The sequence below is a fragment of the Rhizobium sp. P1_E6 genome (assembly GCF_056405875.1).
In genome coordinates, this window is record NZ_JBFUBG010000021.1 from 28,267 (window position 1) to 44,796 (window position 16,530).

A 16,530-nucleotide genomic window follows, 5' to 3' on the forward strand; every position below is an offset into this window, starting at 1 on the left:
CTCAGGCTGCCAGCAGTGGATCGAGCTTGCCTGCCCGATCGAGCGCGTAAAGATCATCGCAACCGCCGACATGCGTGCTGCCGACGAAAATCTGCGGAAAGGTGCTGCGGCCGTTCGACTTGCCGAGCATTTCCTGGCGAAGTTCAGGCGAGAAGGTCGCGTCATGCTCGACATAGTCCACGCCCTTCTCTTCAAGCAGAGATTTGGCGCGTGTACAAAAGCCGCAGAACTGCCGTGTATAGATGGTAACGGGTACCATGAATGATCTCCAGACGGTGCTGTTTTCTTAACGTCATATAGTTTCCRCAAAGGCCCTTGCAAAGGTCAAAACCGTTATATCGGCAGCACCTGCCTTGCGCAGCGCGCGCGTTGCCGCAGCGACCGTCGCACCCGTCGTATAGACATCGTCAACGAGCACGATGCGCTTGCCGAAGACATCGTCTTCTTTATTGGCGGCGACGGCAAAAGCGCCACGGACATTTTCCTCTCGCGCCCGAACGCCGAGGCCGACCTGCTGGCTGGTGCGCTTCACGCGCAGAAGGGTTGCGGGCAGAAGGGGCTTTTCGGCAAGTCGCGCCAGATGCCGGGCAAGTTCCGCTGCCTGGTTGAACTTGCGTGAAACCATGCGGGCGCGATGAAGCGGTACTGGAATGATGGCGTCGCAGCGCTCGACCGTGCCGTCCGAGGCACGCAGCATCCAGCCGGCCATCATCGGCGTAAGATCGGTGCGATCCCGATATTTGAGACCATGCACGAGGGCGCGAATGGCATTGTCATGCGCGGCTGCCGAACGCACCCGGTCGAAGGGCGGCGGATTGGCGATCGCCTCGGCGCTCAGGATGCCGGTGCCGAGATCATGGGAAAAGGGAATGCCGAGCACCTCGCAATAAGGCCGCTCGATGAACCGGACGGCGGCCCAGCATTTCGGACAGAGCCCACGATGGCCACCCGTCGAAACGCCACAGGCAGCACAAGCCGGCGGATAGACAAGATCGGCAATCAGCGACAGCGGCCGCAGCAGCTGCGCCCACACGTGTCCCTTCTCTCTTTTCGTCTCGATCATCCCCATATGAGGCAGACTAGCGTGTCGCGAGCCAAAGGAAAATCGCCTTGCCGCCCGCCGGACAGGGGAATATGGACATCGCCCATGGATATCATCTTCGACAAGCCACAGATCGCCGCAAACCGCCGCCGCGCGCTCGCAAACCATGATCCGAAGGCAGGCTTCCTGCTCGACATCGCCGCCGAGGAACTGGCAGAACGTCTGGCCGTCGTGGAGCGCACCTTCGAACACGCCGTGGAACTGCATGGCACCACGGGCGCAGCCGCCCGCGCGGCGATGGCCACCGGCAAGGTCGACAGCCTCACCCGCGTGGAAAGCGACATCGACTACGTCGCGCCGGGGGAATCATTTCTCGAAGCACCGCTTGAAGACGTGCCACTGGCGCCGCAATCGGCCAATCTGGTGATCGCGCCGCTCAACCTGCACCTGACCAACGACACACCCGGCGTCTTCATCCAGATCCGCCGCGCGTTAAAGCCAGACGGGCTTTTCCTGGCCGCCATTCCGGGCGCCGGTACGCTGCAGGAACTGCGCGAAGTGCTACTTGCGACCGAAATTGAAATGACCGGCGGCGCAAGCCCGCGCGTCATCCCCTTCGCCGATGTGCGCGATGTCGGTGGCCTGCTGCAACGTGGAGGCTTTGCCCTGCCCGTCATCGACGCGGAGAATTATACCGTACGCTATGATTCAATTTTTCCGCTGATGCGCGACCTGAGAGCGATGGGCATGGCCAATCCGCTGGCAGCCCGCAGCCGCAAGCCGCTGACGCGCGCCTTCTTCCTGCGCGCCGCTGAAATCTATGCCGAGCGCTATTCGGACCCCGACGGCCGTATCCGCGCAACATTTTCAATAATCTACGTGTCGGGATGGGCACCGCATGAAAGCCAGCAACAGCCGCTGAAGCCAGGAACGGCCAAGGCGCGGCTTGCTGACGCCCTGAAGGTGGAAGAGCAGAAGCTCAGGCAGTGAGCTAACGGATAGCTCAATTGATCGTCAGGTTATTCTCGACAGTGTTGAACACGCCACGCAGGCCATTGGTGAACACGCCCAGGCCTCCAATGAGGGCAGCCGCCATCAGCGCTGCGATCAGTCCATATTCTATCGCGGTCGCACCGCTTCTGTCCGCCAGAAATTTCTTCAGCAAATTCATCAACCCAACCCTTTTGTGCGCAAGACAGCAATGAAATTCACGGCCTCCGGCGACGGAAGCTTCATTTCCTCAGCAGCCGGCGCCGACGCCGTAGCCCTGGACGACACAGACAGAGCCAGGCGTATCCTGGAGCACGCTGCGACGAATCGTATAACGCTTGCCGTTTTCGGTCTTCGGGCCATTCTCGGTCTTCGGGATGGAGCCGGTGGTGATCGTGTCGAAATCCGCCGGTGCGCTGGCGAGCACGCTCTTCTTGGAGGAATCCGCCAGCATTGGCGTCAGGATGAGGGTCAGCGCCACTACGGCCGTGCCGAACAGAAGGGCGATATTGAGCGCCCCCGTCCTGCGCGAAGCAGACGAAGAAGCCCGTTCCTTCTCGCGAACAGCTTTCCAGAAATCGTCGTCCATGACGTCAAGCCCTTAAATACACGCACGCCAGTTGCTTGAGTGAGGCCGATCATTGCCAGAAGGTGCTAAATGATCGATTAATATCCACAGGTGAAATCGACGTTTCACACCAATAATCAGTAAAGGCTAAAGTAAATCCTGCAGCACCGGGATGAGCGGCTCATCGGCCGGTGGCATCGGGTAATCGCGCAGCGCCTGCGGGCGCACCCATTTGATCGCCTGTCCCTCACGACCGTGTGGAATGCCTTCATAACGGCGACAGACGTAAAGCGGCATCAGCAGATGGAATGTCTCATAGGTGTGGCTGGCAAAGGTCAGCGGCGCAAGGCACGGCACCTTGGTCGTAATGCCGAGTTCTTCGTTCAACTCGCGTACCAGCGTCTCCTCCGGTGTCTCACCAGGCTCGACCTTACCGCCGGGGAATTCCCATAGGCCGGCAAGCGACTTGCCTTCCGGCCGCTGTGCCAAAAGGATACGCCCATCGGTATCGATCAGCGCGCAGGCAGCGACGAGCAGCAGTTTCCTTCCGGCGTCGCTCATTCGCATCTCTCCTGCCAGTAGCAGTAGTGATAGGCATCGCGAAAACCGAGACGCTCATAAAGCGCAATCGCCGGCGCGTTGGAAAGCTTCACCTGCAGCCACGCGGTGCGGGCGCTGCGCATCCGCGCCCAGCGCAAGGCCGAGGTCAGGATTTCGACGCCGAGACCCTTGCGGCGATGCCCATCGGCAACCGAAAGCGACATGATGCCGGCAAGGTCGTTGTCCTGTACGCAGAGGACAGTCGCCAGCGAGCCATGGGTGGCATCCTCGATCATGAAAAGGCCCGATGGCGGCTTGATCGCAGAAATGATCTCGGCAAGCGACGGCTTCAGCGACAGCGGCGCCTGATCGACGACAAGATTGGCATCGACGAACCGACCGATGTCATGGGTCGGAAGATGATCGAGCGTATCGGGCAGATCGGCCTGCGAGAGATCGCAGACCATCACAGCCGTCTCATCGAAACGCTTCCATCCTTGTTCTCTAATCAGGTCGATCAGAACAGGCGAGGCAAGCGGCGTCTCGCGCACGATGGCAGGACGGCCATAGGCCTCGAACTTGCGGCTTGCCTTCTCCAGCCGGATCTCGACATCACGATGATCGGAAGGATCGAGCGGCACGATGGAGTTCAGGCGGTTGGAGGGATGGCCCGCAGTCAGACGGACCTGCCAGCTTCCGTCATATTGCACGGAAGCGGCCGGCCAGGCGCGAAAACCCACGGCTTCCAGCCGCCGGACCAGCGGCAGGTTCTGCTTCGGAAGGGATGCTTGCATCAACGAACGATCAGCTCCGGTAGTCGCCATTGATCGCAACATATTCCTTGGTGAGGTCGCAGGTCCAGACCGTAGCCTTGCCGGAGCCGAGGCCGATATCGACTTTGACAGGAATATCCTGCTTCTTCATCACGGCAGAGGCCGCATCCTCGGAATAGCTGGGGTCGCGCTCGCCGTTGACGGCGACGCGCACATCGCCGAACCAGATGGCGAGCCGGTCGCGGTCGGCCATTTCACCGGCCTTGCCGACGGCCATGACGATACGGCCCCAATTGGCATCCTCACCGGCAGCCGCAGTCTTGACCAGCGGCGAATTGGCAATGGAAAGGGCGATCGTCTTGGCAGCGGCATCGCTCTCCGCACCGGTCACGGTGATTTCGAGCATCTTGGTCGCGCCCTCACCGTCGCGGGCGACCTGAATCGCCAGATCCTTGAGGAGTTCGTTGAGGGCTGCGCGGAACGCGCCGAGCTGCGGATCGTCCGCGCTCGTGATGCTCGCTTGTCCGTCGGCTGCAACTGCACCCGTCGCAAAGAGCATCAGCGTATCCGATGTCGAGGTGTCGCTGTCGACGGTCATGGAGTTGAAGCTCGGCTCGACGCCGGCAGACAGCAGCGACTGCAAGGCGGAGGAAGCAATATCGGCATCCGTGACGACGAAGGAAAGCATGGTTGCCATGTCGGGCGCGATCATGCCGGCGCCTTTGGCGATGCCGTTGATCGTCACCTTGACGCCGCCGATCTCGGCAGTGCGGGTCGCGACTTTCGGATAGGTGTCGGTGGTCATGATGGCCTTGGCGGCCTCGAACCAGAAATCGCCTGTGGCATCGGCATGCATCTTGTCGAGTACACCGGAGAATTTGGTGGCGTCCAGAGGTTCGCCGATGACGCCGGTCGACGCGAGGAAGATTTCATTTTCACCGCAGCCGACGGCAGCAGCGGCAGACTTTGCAGTGAGTTCAGTCGCAGCGCGGCCCTTCAAACCGGTGAAGGCATTGGCATTGCCGGAATTGACGACGACGGCGCGTGCCACGCCATGCGGCAGGTTGGTCCGGCAGAAATCGACTGGAGCGGAGGGGCATTTCGACTTGGTGAAGACGCCGGCAACGGCAGCCGGAGCGTCGAACACCATCATCAGCACGTCCGTCCGGTTCTTGTACTTGATGCCTGCGGAAGCAGTCGCCATGCGTACTCCGCGTAGCGGGGGCAGCGAAGCGAAGGATTTCGGGGCAAGCGGAGAAACGATAGCGGACATGGGATGCGACCTGCCAATGAGCATTTCCAGGCGAAGTGGAAGCCGGTTCACCGTCCGGAAATGCGACAACAATCAATGATAGTGAAGGGCCCGGAAGAACCGGGCCCAAATGCTGATTACTGCTGCGGCGCCGGTGCCGGCGCGGCACCCGGCTCAGGCTGCTTGTTCGCGTCTTCGTAACCCTTGCGGAGCGCTTCGTCCGTGATTTCAACCTTCGCCGAAGCCTTCGCCTGGTTCAGAAGAGCAAGATACTTGTCGCGCATGACGAGCTGACGAACCTGGTCCTGTACCTGTTCGAATGCCGGCGGCGGAGCGTCGCGCTTATCCTCCACCTTGATGACGTGATAGCCGAAATCGGTCTTCACAGGGGTCTTGGAATAGGTGCCCTTGTCGAGTGCGAAGGCTGCATCCTCGAATTCCTTGACCATGCGGCCGCGGCTGAAATAGCCGAGGTCGCCGCCATCATCCTTGTTCGGATCGGTGGACTTTTCCTTGGCGAGCTCGGCAAAATCCTTGCCCGCTTCGAGCTGCTTGATCACGTCCTTGGCCTCGTCCTCGGTCTTGACGAGGATGTGGCGGGCATGAACCTCTTCCTGCTTCGGCAGGCCGGCGACTTCCTTGTCATAGCGTGCCTTCACGTCGGCATCGGTCACGGTGTCGACGACATGCTTCTTGAAGTAGGCATTGTGAAGTTCGCGGTCCGTCAGGTACTGCATGCGCTTCTTGAAGTCATCCGTCTGGTCGAGCTTCTCGGCGGTGGCATCGGCAGCGAGCAGCTTTACGTCGATCGCGGCGGAGAGCGCTGCGACCTTCTTCTGGTCGTCAGGAAGCTGCGCGAGCTGCGGGTCGAGATTGGCTACTGCCAGATCGAGTTCCGACTGGTGGATCTCAAGATTGCCGACCTTGGCGACGACGGCGTCATCGGCATAGGCCGGAGCCTGGAAGGCGACGAAGGCCGTAAACGCCAGCGCAGCAAGTTTGTTGGTGCTCAACATCAAATAACCCTTCACAATTATACCCGCCGGCTTCAGCTTGTGTGAATCCAGCCCGAAAACAGCCTTCAACACCGGAATGTGGCCTTTCTATATCAGCCAAATCCGTTGACATCATTTGCCCCCCCTCTTATCTGTCACGCAACCTCGCGTCCAGAACAGTTTCCGGGCGTTTTCAAGCGCGCGCCTGTTTTTCGGCTGGGCCGCGAATAAGAAACGTCGGGGAAGAATATTCAGAAAGGGCCAGTCATATGGTCAGCTTTGGCGGTATTGCCCGCAAGTTATTTGGCTCAGCCAACGACCGCCGCGTGCGGTCCTTCCAGCCGAACGTCGCCGCAATCAACTCTATCGAAGAGAAGACCAAGGCGCTGACGGACGAGCAGCTTACCGCAAAGACGGTGGAGTTCCGTGCTCTTCTGGCGGAAGGCAAAACGCTGGACGATATCCTCATCCCGGCCTTCGCGGTCGTTCGGGAGGCCTCTCGCCGCGTCCTCAGCATGCGACCTTTTGACGTACAGCTTGTTGGCGGCATGATCCTCCATTCCAATGCCATCGCCGAAATGAAAACCGGTGAAGGCAAAACGCTGGTCGCCACCCTGCCGGTCTATCTGAACGCGCTTGCTGGCAAGGGCGTTCATGTCGTCACCGTCAACGACTACCTTGCACAGCGCGACGCAGCGACCATGGGCCGCCTCTACAGCTTCCTCGGCCTGACCACCGGCGTCATCGTCCACGGCCTTTCCGACGACGAACGCCGCGACGCCTATGCGTGTGACATCACTTACGCGACCAACAACGAACTCGGCTTCGATTATCTGCGCGATAACATGAAGTACGAGACGAACCAGATGGTCCAGCGCGGCCACAACTTCGCGATCGTCGACGAAGTGGACTCGATCCTCGTCGACGAAGCCCGCACGCCGCTCATCATCTCCGGCCCGCTCGACGACCGCTCCGACCTTTACAACACCATCGATACCTACATTCCGCTGCTGACGCCTGATGATTACGAGATCGATGAAAAGCAGCGTTCGGCAAATTTCTCCGAAGTCGGCACTGAGAAACTGGAAAACCTGCTGAAGCAGGCTGGCCTCCTGAAGGGCGCATCGCTCTACGACATCGAAAACGTTGCGATCGTCCACCACATCAACAATGCGCTGAAGGCCCACAAGCTTTTCCAGCGCGACAAGGACTATATCGTCCGCAACGACGAGATCGTCATCATCGATGAATTCACCGGCCGCATGATGCCGGGCCGCCGTTACTCGGAAGGCCAGCATCAGGCGCTGGAAGCCAAGGAAAAGGTACAGATCCAGCCGGAAAACCAGACTCTGGCCTCGATCACGTTCCAGAACTACTTCCGCATGTACAACAAGCTTGCCGGCATGACCGGTACAGCTCAGACGGAAGCGGAAGAATTCGGCAACATCTACAATCTCGACGTTCTCGAGGTGCCGACCAACCTGCCGATCATGCGTATCGATGAAGACGACGAGGTCTACCGGACCGTCGAGGAGAAGTACAAGGCGATCATCACCGAGATCCTTGACGCTCACAAGCGCGGCCAGCCGGTACTCGTCGGCACCACCTCGATCGAGAAGTCGGAATCTCTGGCCGAGCTTATGCGCAAGCAGGGCTTCTCGAAATTCCAGGTTCTCAATGCCCGTTATCACGAGCAGGAAGCCTATATCGTCTCTCAAGCCGGTGTTCCGGGTGCAGTGACGATCGCTACCAACATGGCCGGTCGCGGTACGGACATCCAGCTCGGCGGCAACCTCGACATGCGCATCGAGCATGAGCTTGCCGAAATCGAGCCGGGCCCAGAGTATGACGCCAAAGTCGCGGCAATTCGCGAAGAAATCAAAACCCTCAAGGAACAGGCGCTTGCCGCCGGCGGACTTTACGTCATCGCCACCGAGCGCCATGAAAGCCGCCGCATCGATAACCAGCTGCGCGGCCGTTCCGGCCGTCAGGGCGACCCCGGCCGTTCCAAGTTCTACCTGTCGCTTCAGGACGACTTGATGCGCATCTTCGGCTCCGACCGCATGGACAGCATGTTGCAGAAGCTGGGCCTCAAGGATGGCGAGGCAATCGTCCATCCCTGGATCAACAAGGCCTTGGAGCGCGCGCAGAAGAAGGTTGAAGCCCGCAACTTCGACATCCGCAAGAACCTTCTGAAGTACGACGACGTTCTGAACGACCAGCGCAAGGTCATCTTCGAGCAGCGCGTAGAGATGATGGAAGCGCCGAACATTTCCGAGACCGTATCGGACATGCGTCGCGAAGCCGTCGACGATCTCGTTACGACCCATATTCCCGAACGGGCCTATGCCGAACAGTGGGATGCCGCCGGCCTGAAGACACAGGTCGCCAACATCCTCAACCTCGATCTGCCGATCGAGGACTGGGTGAAGGAAGAAGGCATTGGCGAGGACGATATCCGCGAGCGCCTGATGGAAGCCACCAACGCCGCCTTCAACGACAAGGTGGAGCGTTTCGGCCCTGATATCATGCACTATGTCGAGCGCCAGATCGTCATGCAGACGCTCGACCATCTGTGGCGTGAGCACATCGTCAACCTCGACCACCTGCGCTCCGTCATCGGTTTCCGCGGCTATGCCCAGCGCGATCCTCTGCAGGAATACAAGTCGGAAGCCTTCGAACTCTTCCAAGCGCTGCTCAACAATCTGCGCCAGGCCGTCACCGCACAGCTGATGCGTGTCGAGCTGGTGCAGCAGGCTCCGCCGCAGCCGGAACCGCCGATCATGCAGGCGCATCACCTCGACCCGACGACCGGCGAGGATGAATTTACGAACACGACCTATCAGGCGCTTGAGATCACCGTCCCGCCGGAAAACCGCAACCCCGACGATCCCGCAACCTGGGGCAAGGTCGGCCGTAACGAGGCCTGCCCCTGTGGCTCGGGCAAGAAATACAAGCACTGCCACGGTGCTTTCGAACAGGTCTGAGAATGGCGCCTCCGGGCGCCATTTTCTTTTGCCTTCCTCCCATTTTTGGTCATGAGCCGCAGGTACTTCGGCAACCACGGCAATACCGTTTCTTAACCCTGGTCTGGCAAGACTTGCCGGTGCGAATGCCCTGCCCTTAGAGTTTTGCGTGTTAAAATGGCGGTCATAGAAACAGCGGAAAAAATGCTGCCGGCGGGGCTGCGGCCGATGGCCGGCCCCGTGCTGCGCATGCTCGCCACCGTGCTGACCGATCGGGGCGACAAGGCAGCCGCGCAACGCATGGCGCTGATCGCCTTTTCGATCCGCATTCTGAGCGCCGCACTCGCCTTCCTGTCGCAGATCGTGCTCGCCAGGCTGATGGGTGAATATGAATACGGCATYTTCGTTTTCGTCTGGGTGCTGGTCGTCCTCTGCGGCGATCTTTCATGCCTCGGCTTCCACACAGCGATCGTCCGCTTCCTGCCGCAATATCGCGCTGCCGGCGCCTTTGCCGAGATCCGCGGCTTGACCGGCACGGCGCGTGTTTTCGCGCTGCTCTCAGGTACGACCGTTCTCATCGCCGGCATGCTCGGCCTGCATTTCTTCGGCGACAGGATCGAAAGCTATTACCTGGTGCCGATCTTCCTCGGCCTCATGGCCATGCCGATGATCGCGCTCGGCGACATCCTCGAGGGCACGTCACGGGCCAATCATTGGCCCGTCATGGCGCTCAGCCCTGTCTATATTGTCAGGCCGATCCTCATCATCCTTTTCATGCTGGCTGCGATCTTCTCCGGCGTACCGCACACGGCGGTTACCGCCATGCAGGCAGCACTTGCGGCAACCTTCGTCACCGCGCTCGGCCAATATGCCGCTACGCTCTATCGGATGCGCAAGCATTACGATGCCGCCCCCCGCAAGGTGGATTTCGTGGAATGGCTGGGTGTCGCCTTCCCGATCTTCCTGATCGAAGGTATGAGCTTCCTGCTCACCAATTCCGACGTCGTCGTCGTCGGCATCTTCCTGGAGCCGCATGACGTCGCGATCTACTTTGCGGCGGCCAAAACCATGGCGCTGGTGCATTTCATCAATTTCTCGGTGAAGGCCGCCTCCGGCCCGCGCTTCTCCTCCCTCATTGCCGAAGGCAACCAGGCAAATCTCGCGGCTGCGGCCATCGATGCCGCTCGCTGGACCTTCTGGCCGGCCCTTGGCGTCGGTCTCGTGGTCCTGGCGGCCGGGCATCTTCTGCTGTCGCTTTTCGGCGGTGCCTTTACGGCCGGTTATATGCTGATGGCGATCCTGCTCGCCGGCATCCTCGCCAAGGCACTCGTCGGTCCTGCCGAAACGCTTCTGATGATGGCAGGCAAGCAAAACCTCTGCGTCGCCCTTTATGCCGGAGCACTCACCGCCAATGTCGGCCTCAATATTCTGCTGATCCCGCATTACGGCATCGTCGGCACGGCAATCGCTACAGCCTCCGCCATGGCCGTGGAAGCGATCCTGCTGCATGTCTTCGTGCGCCGTGCGCTCGGCTTTGTACTTTTTGCTTTCGCCACCCCTTCCGCCGCAACGCCAGAAATGAGAGCCCGATAGATGGTACGCGTACCACCCATCACCGAGAGTACCGACAGCAACGCGAACCGCATGGTTCACGATCTTGCCGCGCTCAAGTTCGAAGCACCGCAGGCCGAAGGGCGCATCGAAATCGGCCGGCCGGGCCGTGAACTCTGCCTTTACCCCGGCAAGCTCGGTTACGATCTGCAGGAGGAACTGGACTTCCTCTCCAACCGCGCGATGGAGCCGAACGTCTTCTTCAGCGGCCGTTTCCTGGCCCCGGCCATGCCGCGGCTGGAGGATCGGCAGGTCAATTTCGCCATTATCAGAGACCTGAACGAGAAGCGCAGCCGCATGCGCCTGCTCATGCCCTTCTCCGTCGACAAGCCCGGTTTCGCCGTTGGCCCATCGATCATCCGCGGCTGGGCAAACAGCTTCGGCCCGCTCGGCACGCCCTTGGTCGATGCCGAGGACGCGGCCGAGACGCTGGACAATCTCTTCGAGGGCCTGATCACCCCGGATCTCGGCCTGCCGGGCACGCTGGTGCTGCCTGATGTGCGGCTGAACGGCATCTTCGTGCGCATGGCAAAGGCCGTTGCGCTGAGCCGCAACCTGCCGCTGACCATCGCCAATCCCTATGAGCGGCCGATGTTGCAGAGCGATGACGACGCCATTGTCTATCTCGGCCGCACCGTATCCTCTTCCCACCTGCGCGAGATGCGCCGCCAGTGGCGGCTGCTCGAAGAGCTCGGCACGGTCGTCCACACGGTTGCCCGCCAGCCGCGCGAGATTCACATGCGCTTCGAGGAATTCCTGGCGCTGGAGGCCGGCGGCTGGAAGGGCAAGCGCCGCAGCGCGCTGGTGACCGACCGTTATCATACCGCCTTCGCCCGCGAGGCCGTCTCCAACCTGGCGGAGATCGATGCCGTGCGCATCCACACGATCGACCTCAAAGGCAAGGCGATTGCCTCCGTGGTCGTGCTGATGATGGGCGGCGAGGCCTACACCTGGAAGACCGCCTATGACGAAAGCTATTCTCGCTATTCGCCGGGCAAGCTGTTGATGAGCGAACTGACCGAATGGCATCTCGACGACGCCAATGTCGTGCGCTCGGATTCATGCGCCGTCTCCGACCATCCGATCATGAGCCGCTTCTGGCGGGAACGCGAGGAGATGGGCACGCTGGTGATCGGCCTCACCCAGAACGGCGACCGCGACATGCGCCAGGTTGCCGCCCAGCTTCACATGTACCGCAGCACCCGCAACATGGCGAAGATGCTGCGCGAGAAGATCATGTCGCTTGCCGGCCGCGGCTAGGTTGCAGATTCCTTTGCAGCCTTTTCCCGCAACAGCCGGCGGATGACCTTGCCAGTGGTCGTCAGCGGCAGGGCATCGACGAATTCAACCTCGCGCGGATATTCGTGCATCGAAAGCCGCGTCTTCACCCAGTCCCGGATTTCCGCTGCCAGTTCCGCACTCGGGCTGTAACCCGGCGAAAGCACGATATAAGCCTTGACGATCTCCGTACGCAGCGGATCGGGCTTGCCGACGGCCGCCGCAAGCTGCACGGCCGGGTGGCCGATGAGACAGTCCTCGATCTCCGCCGGGCCGATGCGGTATCCCGACGACGTGATGACATCGTCGTCACGGCCGGCAAAAGTGATGTAGCCCTCCGCATCCTGCCGGCCGATATCGCCGGTCAGCAGCCAGTCCTTGGCATACTTCCTCTCGGTCGCGCCAGGATCGTTCCAGTAGCCGAGAAACATCACCGGATCTGGGCTGGCAATGCCGATCTGCCCCTGCTCGCCGACCGGCAGTTCGTCGCCTTCATCGCTGACGATAGCCACCCTGTGGCCCGGCGAGGCACGCCCGATCGCGCCGGCCTTCGATACGCCGAAGGCTGCACTCGAGGCCAGCACGAAATTGCATTCGGTCTGCCCGTAGAATTCATTGACGGTGACGCCGAGCGTGCGGCGCACCCATTCGTAGGTCTCGCGCCCCAGGGATTCACCTGCCGAGCCAATGGTGCGCAGCACGAGATCATATTTCGAGCGTGGATCCTCGACGGATTTCAGGAGCCGCAGCGCCGTCGGTGGAATGAAGGCGTTGCGCACCTTCATCTCGGCCATGATGCGATAGGCCATGTCGGCATCGAATTTCTGTGCCGGCGAGGAGACGACAGGCGCGCCGAGCAGCAGGCTTGGCAACAACGCATTGAGCAACCCGCCAGCCCAGGCCCAGTCGGACGGAGTCCAGACCTTGTCTCCGGACTGCGGAAAGCCCTCGTGGGCAAACTGCATGCCGGGAATATGGCCAGCCAAAACTCGATGACCATGCAGCGCGCCCTTCGGCGGCCCCGTCGTGCCGGACGTAAAGATCATCAGCGCCGGCTCGTCCGGTCCCGATCGCGCAATTTCGAAAGTGGAGGAATAGGCAGAGACCAGATCGGCAAAGCCGAGCGTGCTTGCGGAGGCTCCCTCTACGCTGATGATATGTTTGACGTCAGGCAGCCGTTCGCGGATCTGGTTGACGCGCGCAAGCCCGAAACCATTGGTGACGATAGCTGTCGCACCCGCAGCCTTCAGCCGGTACTCCAGCGCCTCGACACCGAAAAGCAGCGCAAGCGGCAGGGCGATCGCGCCCATCTTGTAGATCGCCACATGCGAAATGACTGTCTCGAAGGATTGCGGCAGGAGCAGCGCCACACGGTCTCCCCTCCCGATGCCAAGTGCCGCAAGCGCGTTGGCGAGGGACGAGGAGCGAGCGGCAAGTTCGCCGTAGGTCAGCGACAGGTGATGGCCGTCGGGGCTGAAATGTTCGAGGCAGACGCGGTCGGGATCACGCGCGGCCCAGTCGTCGCTGACGACGCGGCCGATATTAAAATCCTCTGATATCTGCCAGGAGAAATCGCGGTAGAGCGTGTCGTATCGATCGCCGGGCGGCAGTTTCATAAGCATGATCTCGTAAAATGCTGCACCAGCTAACACCTCACCGTGCGGATGTGCAAGCGATGTAATCCGCAAGGATGAGACGACGTTCCGCATGCTCATCATGTATTATTGCGCTAACGGCAGAACACATTCTCCGCTAGCTCGCTGAGACTATGACGATTTCTGCGCTACATCATGCGCATGCGCCTCGGGAGTCGCTGAAATTCATCACGGAGCACTTTCATGGAATATGTAAAACTCGGGAAAACCGGTCTCGAAGTCTCGAAGATCTGCCTTGGCTGCATGACCTATGGCGACCCGGACCGCGGAAACCACGCCTGGAGCCTGTCGGAAGAAGAAAGCCGAAAATTGCTCAAGCAGGCGATCGATCTCGGCATCAATTTCCTCGACACGGCCAACACCTATTCCAATGGCTCCTCCGAAGAGATTGTCGGCCGCGCCATCAAGGATTTCGCCAAGCGCGAGGATATCGTGCTTGCGACCAAGGTGTTCAACCGCATGCGCCCCGGCCCGAATGGCGCCGGCCTGTCGCGCAAGGCGATTTTCGACGAGATCGACAACAGCCTGCGCCGCCTTGGCACAGACTATGTCGATCTCTACCAGATCCATCGCTGGGACTATACGACGCCGATCGAGGAAACGCTGGAAGCTCTCCATGATGTCGTCAAAGCCGGCAAGGCGCGTTATATCGGCGCTTCCTCCATGTATTCCTGGCAATTTGCCAAGGCGCTCTACACCTCCCGCCTCAACGGCTGGACGGAATTCGTCAGCATGCAGGACCACGTGAACCTGCTCTACCGCGAAGAAGAACGGGAAATGCTGCCTTTCTGTGAGGATCAGAAAATCGCCGTCATTCCCTGGAGCCCGCTCGCCCGTGGCCGCCTGACCCGCGATTGGGACGAAAAGACCAACCGCAGCGAGACTGATGAATTCGGCAAGACGCTCTACAAGCAGGCCGAGGATGCCGACCGGAAGATCGTCGAGAAGGTCGCCGAAATCGCCAAGGCCCATGGCGTTTCCCGCGCGCAGGTCGCCACCGCCTGGATCCTCCAGAAAAGCGCCGTCACCGCTCCGATCATCGGCGCCTCCAAGCCACAGCACCTGATCGACGCCGTCGGCGCGCTGTCGGTGAAGCTTGGTGCCGAGGATATTGCGGCACTCGAAACACCCTACATTCCGCACAATGTCGCCGGCTTCAAATAAGTCGCCGGATTGCGACCTCCCTCGGCATTGGCGGGGGAGGCTCTTTACACTTCCTGAAGTCAGGACTTCCAGGCAAGCGACCTCTTTGTCGCCTCTTCATCGAAACCGGCCGCCACGGAATATGAGCTCACTCCGCTCGGGCGCGACCTATGGAAGCAGATCATGCCGATGTGGCGCTGGGCCGCCGAAAACGTCGCCTCTTTCGAGGCTGCGCGTGCCCGCAGCAAGAGACCATCACGAGCCGGTCACAGTTAGGTCTTAGCGGTTTGCGGTAAACAGAGGACCGTCCGCATGACCATCGTTCCTTTCGACGCTCACCGCTTTCGCAGCACCGCTGTCTATTACAGCCGTTTCCGCGTTCCCTATCCTGACAGGCTGATTGAACGCGTTACCGAAAGAACCGGCCTGAACCCCGGCGAGCATATACTCGACCTTGGCTGCGGGCCGGGACCGCTCGGCGTCGCCTTCGCGCGCCTTGCCGGCGGCGATGTGACCGGGCTCGATCCCGAGCCGGAAATGCTGGAGGTCGCACGCGAAAATGCCGCGGAAACCKGTGTCGACGTGCGGTTCATCCAAGGCTCGTCTTACGATCTCGGCCCGGATCTGGCGCCGCTGAAACTTGCCATCATGGGCCGTTCCTTCCATTGGATGGACCGGCCGGCAACTCTTGCAGCACTCGACAGGCTCATCATTCCGGGCGGCGCCGTCGTTCTCTTCGCCGACAAGCATATCGCCGCGACACCGGATTGGCGCGACGTGCTGCATCAGCTCTCGGAGACCTATTCGCCGGAAAAAAGCGCCGAACGCAAATTGCGTCGCGCGCCGGAATTCGGCCCGCATGAGACAATCCTCCTGCGCTCCCCCTTCCACAATCTGGAACGCATCGGCATCGTCAACGAAAGGGTGATCGGGGCGGAAGACATCATCGGCCGTGCCTTCTCCATGTCCGTCACCTCGCCACAGGCGCTGGGTGACAAGACACAGGAATTCGAGGCAGCCTTCCGCAATGAACTGGCCGCCCTGTCACCGGACGGCAGGTTCACCGAAACCGTTGAAAGCCACGCGCTGATCGCCTTCCGCGACTAGGACTGCGGCTCGGAATCGAGCTTGCGGCGCATCGTCACCAGAAACTGTTCGGCCAGCGCTCGATCCTCAACCGCGCGGGCGAGGATAACGGCCCCCATCATCGAGGAAAGCGTGGTCGTCGCATTGGCGCGGCGCTCTTCCGGCGTCTCACCCGGCACGATATCCTTCAGCACATCGACCAGGGTGGACAGCCCCTCGCTGAAGGTTGCACGGACCGCACCTTCACTGCGGCTGACTTCCTGGATCAGTGAAGCGAACACACAGCTTCCGCCGGGATCATCGACCGTGCGCCAGTCAATGTAGTGATCGAGCAGTGCCCGGAGCGGTCGGTCGGGCGCATTGGCGATCAATTCACGCCAGCGCTCTTCGACGCGCTCGATCAGCTTGCGGCTAACCTCCAGCGCAAGACCGTCTTTCGATTCGAAATGGCCGTAGAATCCGCCATGCGTCAGGCCCGCAGCCTTCATGATGTCGGCAACGCCGACGCCATCAAACCCGTTTTCGCGGAAAAGCACGCTGGCCGCCGTCAGGATCTTCTCGCGGTTTTCTGCAAATTTCTCGCGGCTGACCCGCATTTTTCGTCTCCGGAAATGGTCGCTTGACAATTTAT

At 60.6% G+C, this 16,530-nt stretch carries 16 protein-coding genes; 6 read left to right on the plus strand and 10 right to left on the minus strand.

The genetic code is table 11. The features are described from left to right. Position 1: 1 nt before the first annotated feature. Together grxC and AC1D35_RS13190 are read right to left on the minus strand one after the other, a co-directional pair. Positions 2-259 (minus strand): glutaredoxin 3, encoded by a 258-nt coding sequence (gene grxC / locus AC1D35_RS13185; protein WP_113299051.1) that lies wholly within the window; start codon positions 257-259, stop codon positions 2-4. A 33-nt stretch (positions 260-292) separates the two neighbouring features. Further along, complete coding sequence (locus AC1D35_RS13190; RefSeq protein ID WP_477938681.1) at positions 293-1,069, minus strand: ComF family protein; 777 nt, start codon at positions 1,067-1,069, stop codon at positions 293-295. Between the two features lie 78 nt (positions 1,070-1,147). On the opposite strand from AC1D35_RS13190, the gene AC1D35_RS13195 reads away from it, so the two are divergent. Next, entirely contained in the window at positions 1,148-2,032 is an 885-nt protein-coding gene (locus AC1D35_RS13195; RefSeq protein WP_113312018.1) for a methyltransferase domain-containing protein, read from the plus strand. 13 nt (positions 2,033-2,045) lie between these two features. Here AC1D35_RS13195 and AC1D35_RS13200 read toward each other — a convergent pair whose 3' ends face one another. The 6 genes from AC1D35_RS13200 to AC1D35_RS13225 form a co-directional block, all read right to left on the minus strand. Further along, positions 2,046-2,213 (minus strand): Flp family type IVb pilin, encoded by a 168-nt coding sequence (locus AC1D35_RS13200; RefSeq protein WP_113299054.1) that lies wholly within the window; start codon positions 2,211-2,213, stop codon positions 2,046-2,048. A 69-nt stretch (positions 2,214-2,282) separates the two neighbouring features. Beyond that, on the minus strand, positions 2,283-2,621 hold the full coding sequence (locus AC1D35_RS13205) for a hypothetical protein (protein ID WP_113312017.1): 339 nt from the start codon (positions 2,619-2,621) through the stop codon (positions 2,283-2,285). 126 nt (positions 2,622-2,747) lie between these two features. After that, positions 2,748-3,161, minus strand: coding sequence for an 8-oxo-dGTP diphosphatase MutT (gene mutT, locus AC1D35_RS13210; protein WP_113299056.1), 414 nt, complete (start codon positions 3,159-3,161; stop codon positions 2,748-2,750). Next, positions 3,158-3,964 carry a GNAT family N-acetyltransferase gene (locus tag AC1D35_RS13215; protein WP_113299057.1) on the minus strand — a complete coding sequence of 269 codons (807 nt, stop codon included), beginning with the start codon at positions 3,962-3,964 and terminating at the stop codon, positions 3,158-3,160. Before AC1D35_RS13215 ends, mutT begins: the two co-directional genes overlap by 4 nt. After that, entirely contained in the window at positions 3,945-5,186 is a 1,242-nt protein-coding gene (argJ, locus tag AC1D35_RS13220; RefSeq protein WP_113312016.1) for a bifunctional glutamate N-acetyltransferase/amino-acid acetyltransferase ArgJ, read from the minus strand. Before argJ ends, AC1D35_RS13215 begins: the two co-directional genes overlap by 20 nt. A 116-nt stretch (positions 5,187-5,302) precedes the next feature. After that, positions 5,303-6,181 (minus strand): peptidylprolyl isomerase, encoded by an 879-nt coding sequence (locus tag AC1D35_RS13225; RefSeq protein ID WP_113312031.1) that lies wholly within the window; start codon positions 6,179-6,181, stop codon positions 5,303-5,305. A gap of 248 nt (positions 6,182-6,429) precedes the next feature. Here AC1D35_RS13225 and secA point away from each other — a divergent pair, with 248 nt between their 5' ends. From secA to AC1D35_RS13240, 3 genes are all read left to right on the plus strand, one after another. Beyond that, complete coding sequence (secA, locus tag AC1D35_RS13230) at positions 6,430-9,147, plus strand: preprotein translocase subunit SecA (protein ID WP_113312015.1); 2,718 nt, start codon at positions 6,430-6,432, stop codon at positions 9,145-9,147. 156 nt (positions 9,148-9,303) lie between these two features. Continuing rightward, on the plus strand, positions 9,304-10,719 hold the full coding sequence (locus tag AC1D35_RS13235) for an oligosaccharide flippase family protein (RefSeq protein ID WP_477938682.1): 1,416 nt from the start codon (positions 9,304-9,306) through the stop codon (positions 10,717-10,719). Beyond that, the gene (locus AC1D35_RS13240) at positions 10,720-11,997 is read left to right on the plus strand and encodes a GNAT family N-acetyltransferase (RefSeq protein ID WP_113299061.1); all 1,278 of its coding nucleotides are present in this window, start codon (positions 10,720-10,722) and stop codon (positions 11,995-11,997) included. On the opposite strand, the gene AC1D35_RS13245 is transcribed toward AC1D35_RS13240, so the two are convergent. After that, positions 11,994-13,631, minus strand: coding sequence for an AMP-binding protein (locus AC1D35_RS13245; protein ID WP_477852278.1), 1,638 nt, complete (start codon positions 13,629-13,631; stop codon positions 11,994-11,996). The genes AC1D35_RS13240 and AC1D35_RS13245 overlap by 4 nt on opposite strands. Positions 13,632-13,853: 222 nt before the next feature. Between AC1D35_RS13245 and AC1D35_RS13250 the strand changes: the two genes are divergently transcribed. Both AC1D35_RS13250 and AC1D35_RS13255 read left to right on the plus strand, forming a co-directional pair. Next, a complete protein-coding gene (locus tag AC1D35_RS13250; protein WP_113299062.1) occupies positions 13,854-14,834 on the plus strand; it encodes an aldo/keto reductase in 981 nt (326 codons plus the stop codon). Positions 14,835-15,125: 291 nt separating this feature from the next. Next, the gene (locus AC1D35_RS13255) at positions 15,126-15,920 is read left to right on the plus strand and encodes a class I SAM-dependent methyltransferase (RefSeq protein ID WP_477938683.1); all 795 of its coding nucleotides are present in this window, start codon (positions 15,126-15,128) and stop codon (positions 15,918-15,920) included. On the opposite strand, the gene AC1D35_RS13260 is transcribed toward AC1D35_RS13255, so the two are convergent. Then, positions 15,917-16,495, minus strand: coding sequence for a TetR/AcrR family transcriptional regulator (locus AC1D35_RS13260; protein ID WP_113312012.1), 579 nt, complete (start codon positions 16,493-16,495; stop codon positions 15,917-15,919). The genes AC1D35_RS13255 and AC1D35_RS13260 overlap by 4 nt on opposite strands. Between the last annotated feature and the right edge of the window lie 35 nt (positions 16,496-16,530).

Excerpts from the sequence above, each read along its gene's own strand:
- AC1D35_RS13195 (WP_113312018.1), top strand. The coding sequence starts at position 1,148 with ATGGATATCATCTTCGACAAGCCACAGATCGCCGCAAACCGCCGCCGC.
- AC1D35_RS13200 (WP_113299054.1), bottom strand. The coding sequence starts at position 2,213 with ATGAATTTGCTGAAGAAATTTCTGGCGGACAGAAGCGGTGCGACCGCG.
- AC1D35_RS13245 (WP_477852278.1), bottom strand. The coding sequence starts at position 13,631 with ATGAAACTGCCGCCCGGCGATCGATACGACACGCTCTACCGCGATTTC.
- argJ (WP_113312016.1), bottom strand. The coding sequence starts at position 5,186 with ATGTCCGCTATCGTTTCTCCGCTTGCCCCGAAATCCTTCGCTTCGCTG.
- AC1D35_RS13215 (WP_113299057.1), bottom strand. The coding sequence starts at position 3,964 with ATGGCGACTACCGGAGCTGATCGTTCGTTGATGCAAGCATCCCTTCCG.
- AC1D35_RS13205 (WP_113312017.1), bottom strand. The coding sequence starts at position 2,621 with ATGGACGACGATTTCTGGAAAGCTGTTCGCGAGAAGGAACGGGCTTCT.
- AC1D35_RS13250 (WP_113299062.1), top strand. The coding sequence starts at position 13,854 with ATGGAATATGTAAAACTCGGGAAAACCGGTCTCGAAGTCTCGAAGATC.
- AC1D35_RS13260 (WP_113312012.1), bottom strand. The coding sequence starts at position 16,495 with ATGCGGGTCAGCCGCGAGAAATTTGCAGAAAACCGCGAGAAGATCCTG.
- secA (WP_113312015.1), top strand. The coding sequence starts at position 6,430 with ATGGTCAGCTTTGGCGGTATTGCCCGCAAGTTATTTGGCTCAGCCAAC.
- AC1D35_RS13225 (WP_113312031.1), bottom strand. The coding sequence starts at position 6,181 with ATGTTGAGCACCAACAAACTTGCTGCGCTGGCGTTTACGGCCTTCGTC.
- grxC (WP_113299051.1), bottom strand. The coding sequence starts at position 259 with ATGGTACCCGTTACCATCTATACACGGCAGTTCTGCGGCTTTTGTACA.
- mutT (WP_113299056.1), bottom strand. The coding sequence starts at position 3,161 with ATGAGCGACGCCGGAAGGAAACTGCTGCTCGTCGCTGCCTGCGCGCTG.
- AC1D35_RS13240 (WP_113299061.1), top strand. The coding sequence starts at position 10,720 with ATGGTACGCGTACCACCCATCACCGAGAGTACCGACAGCAACGCGAAC.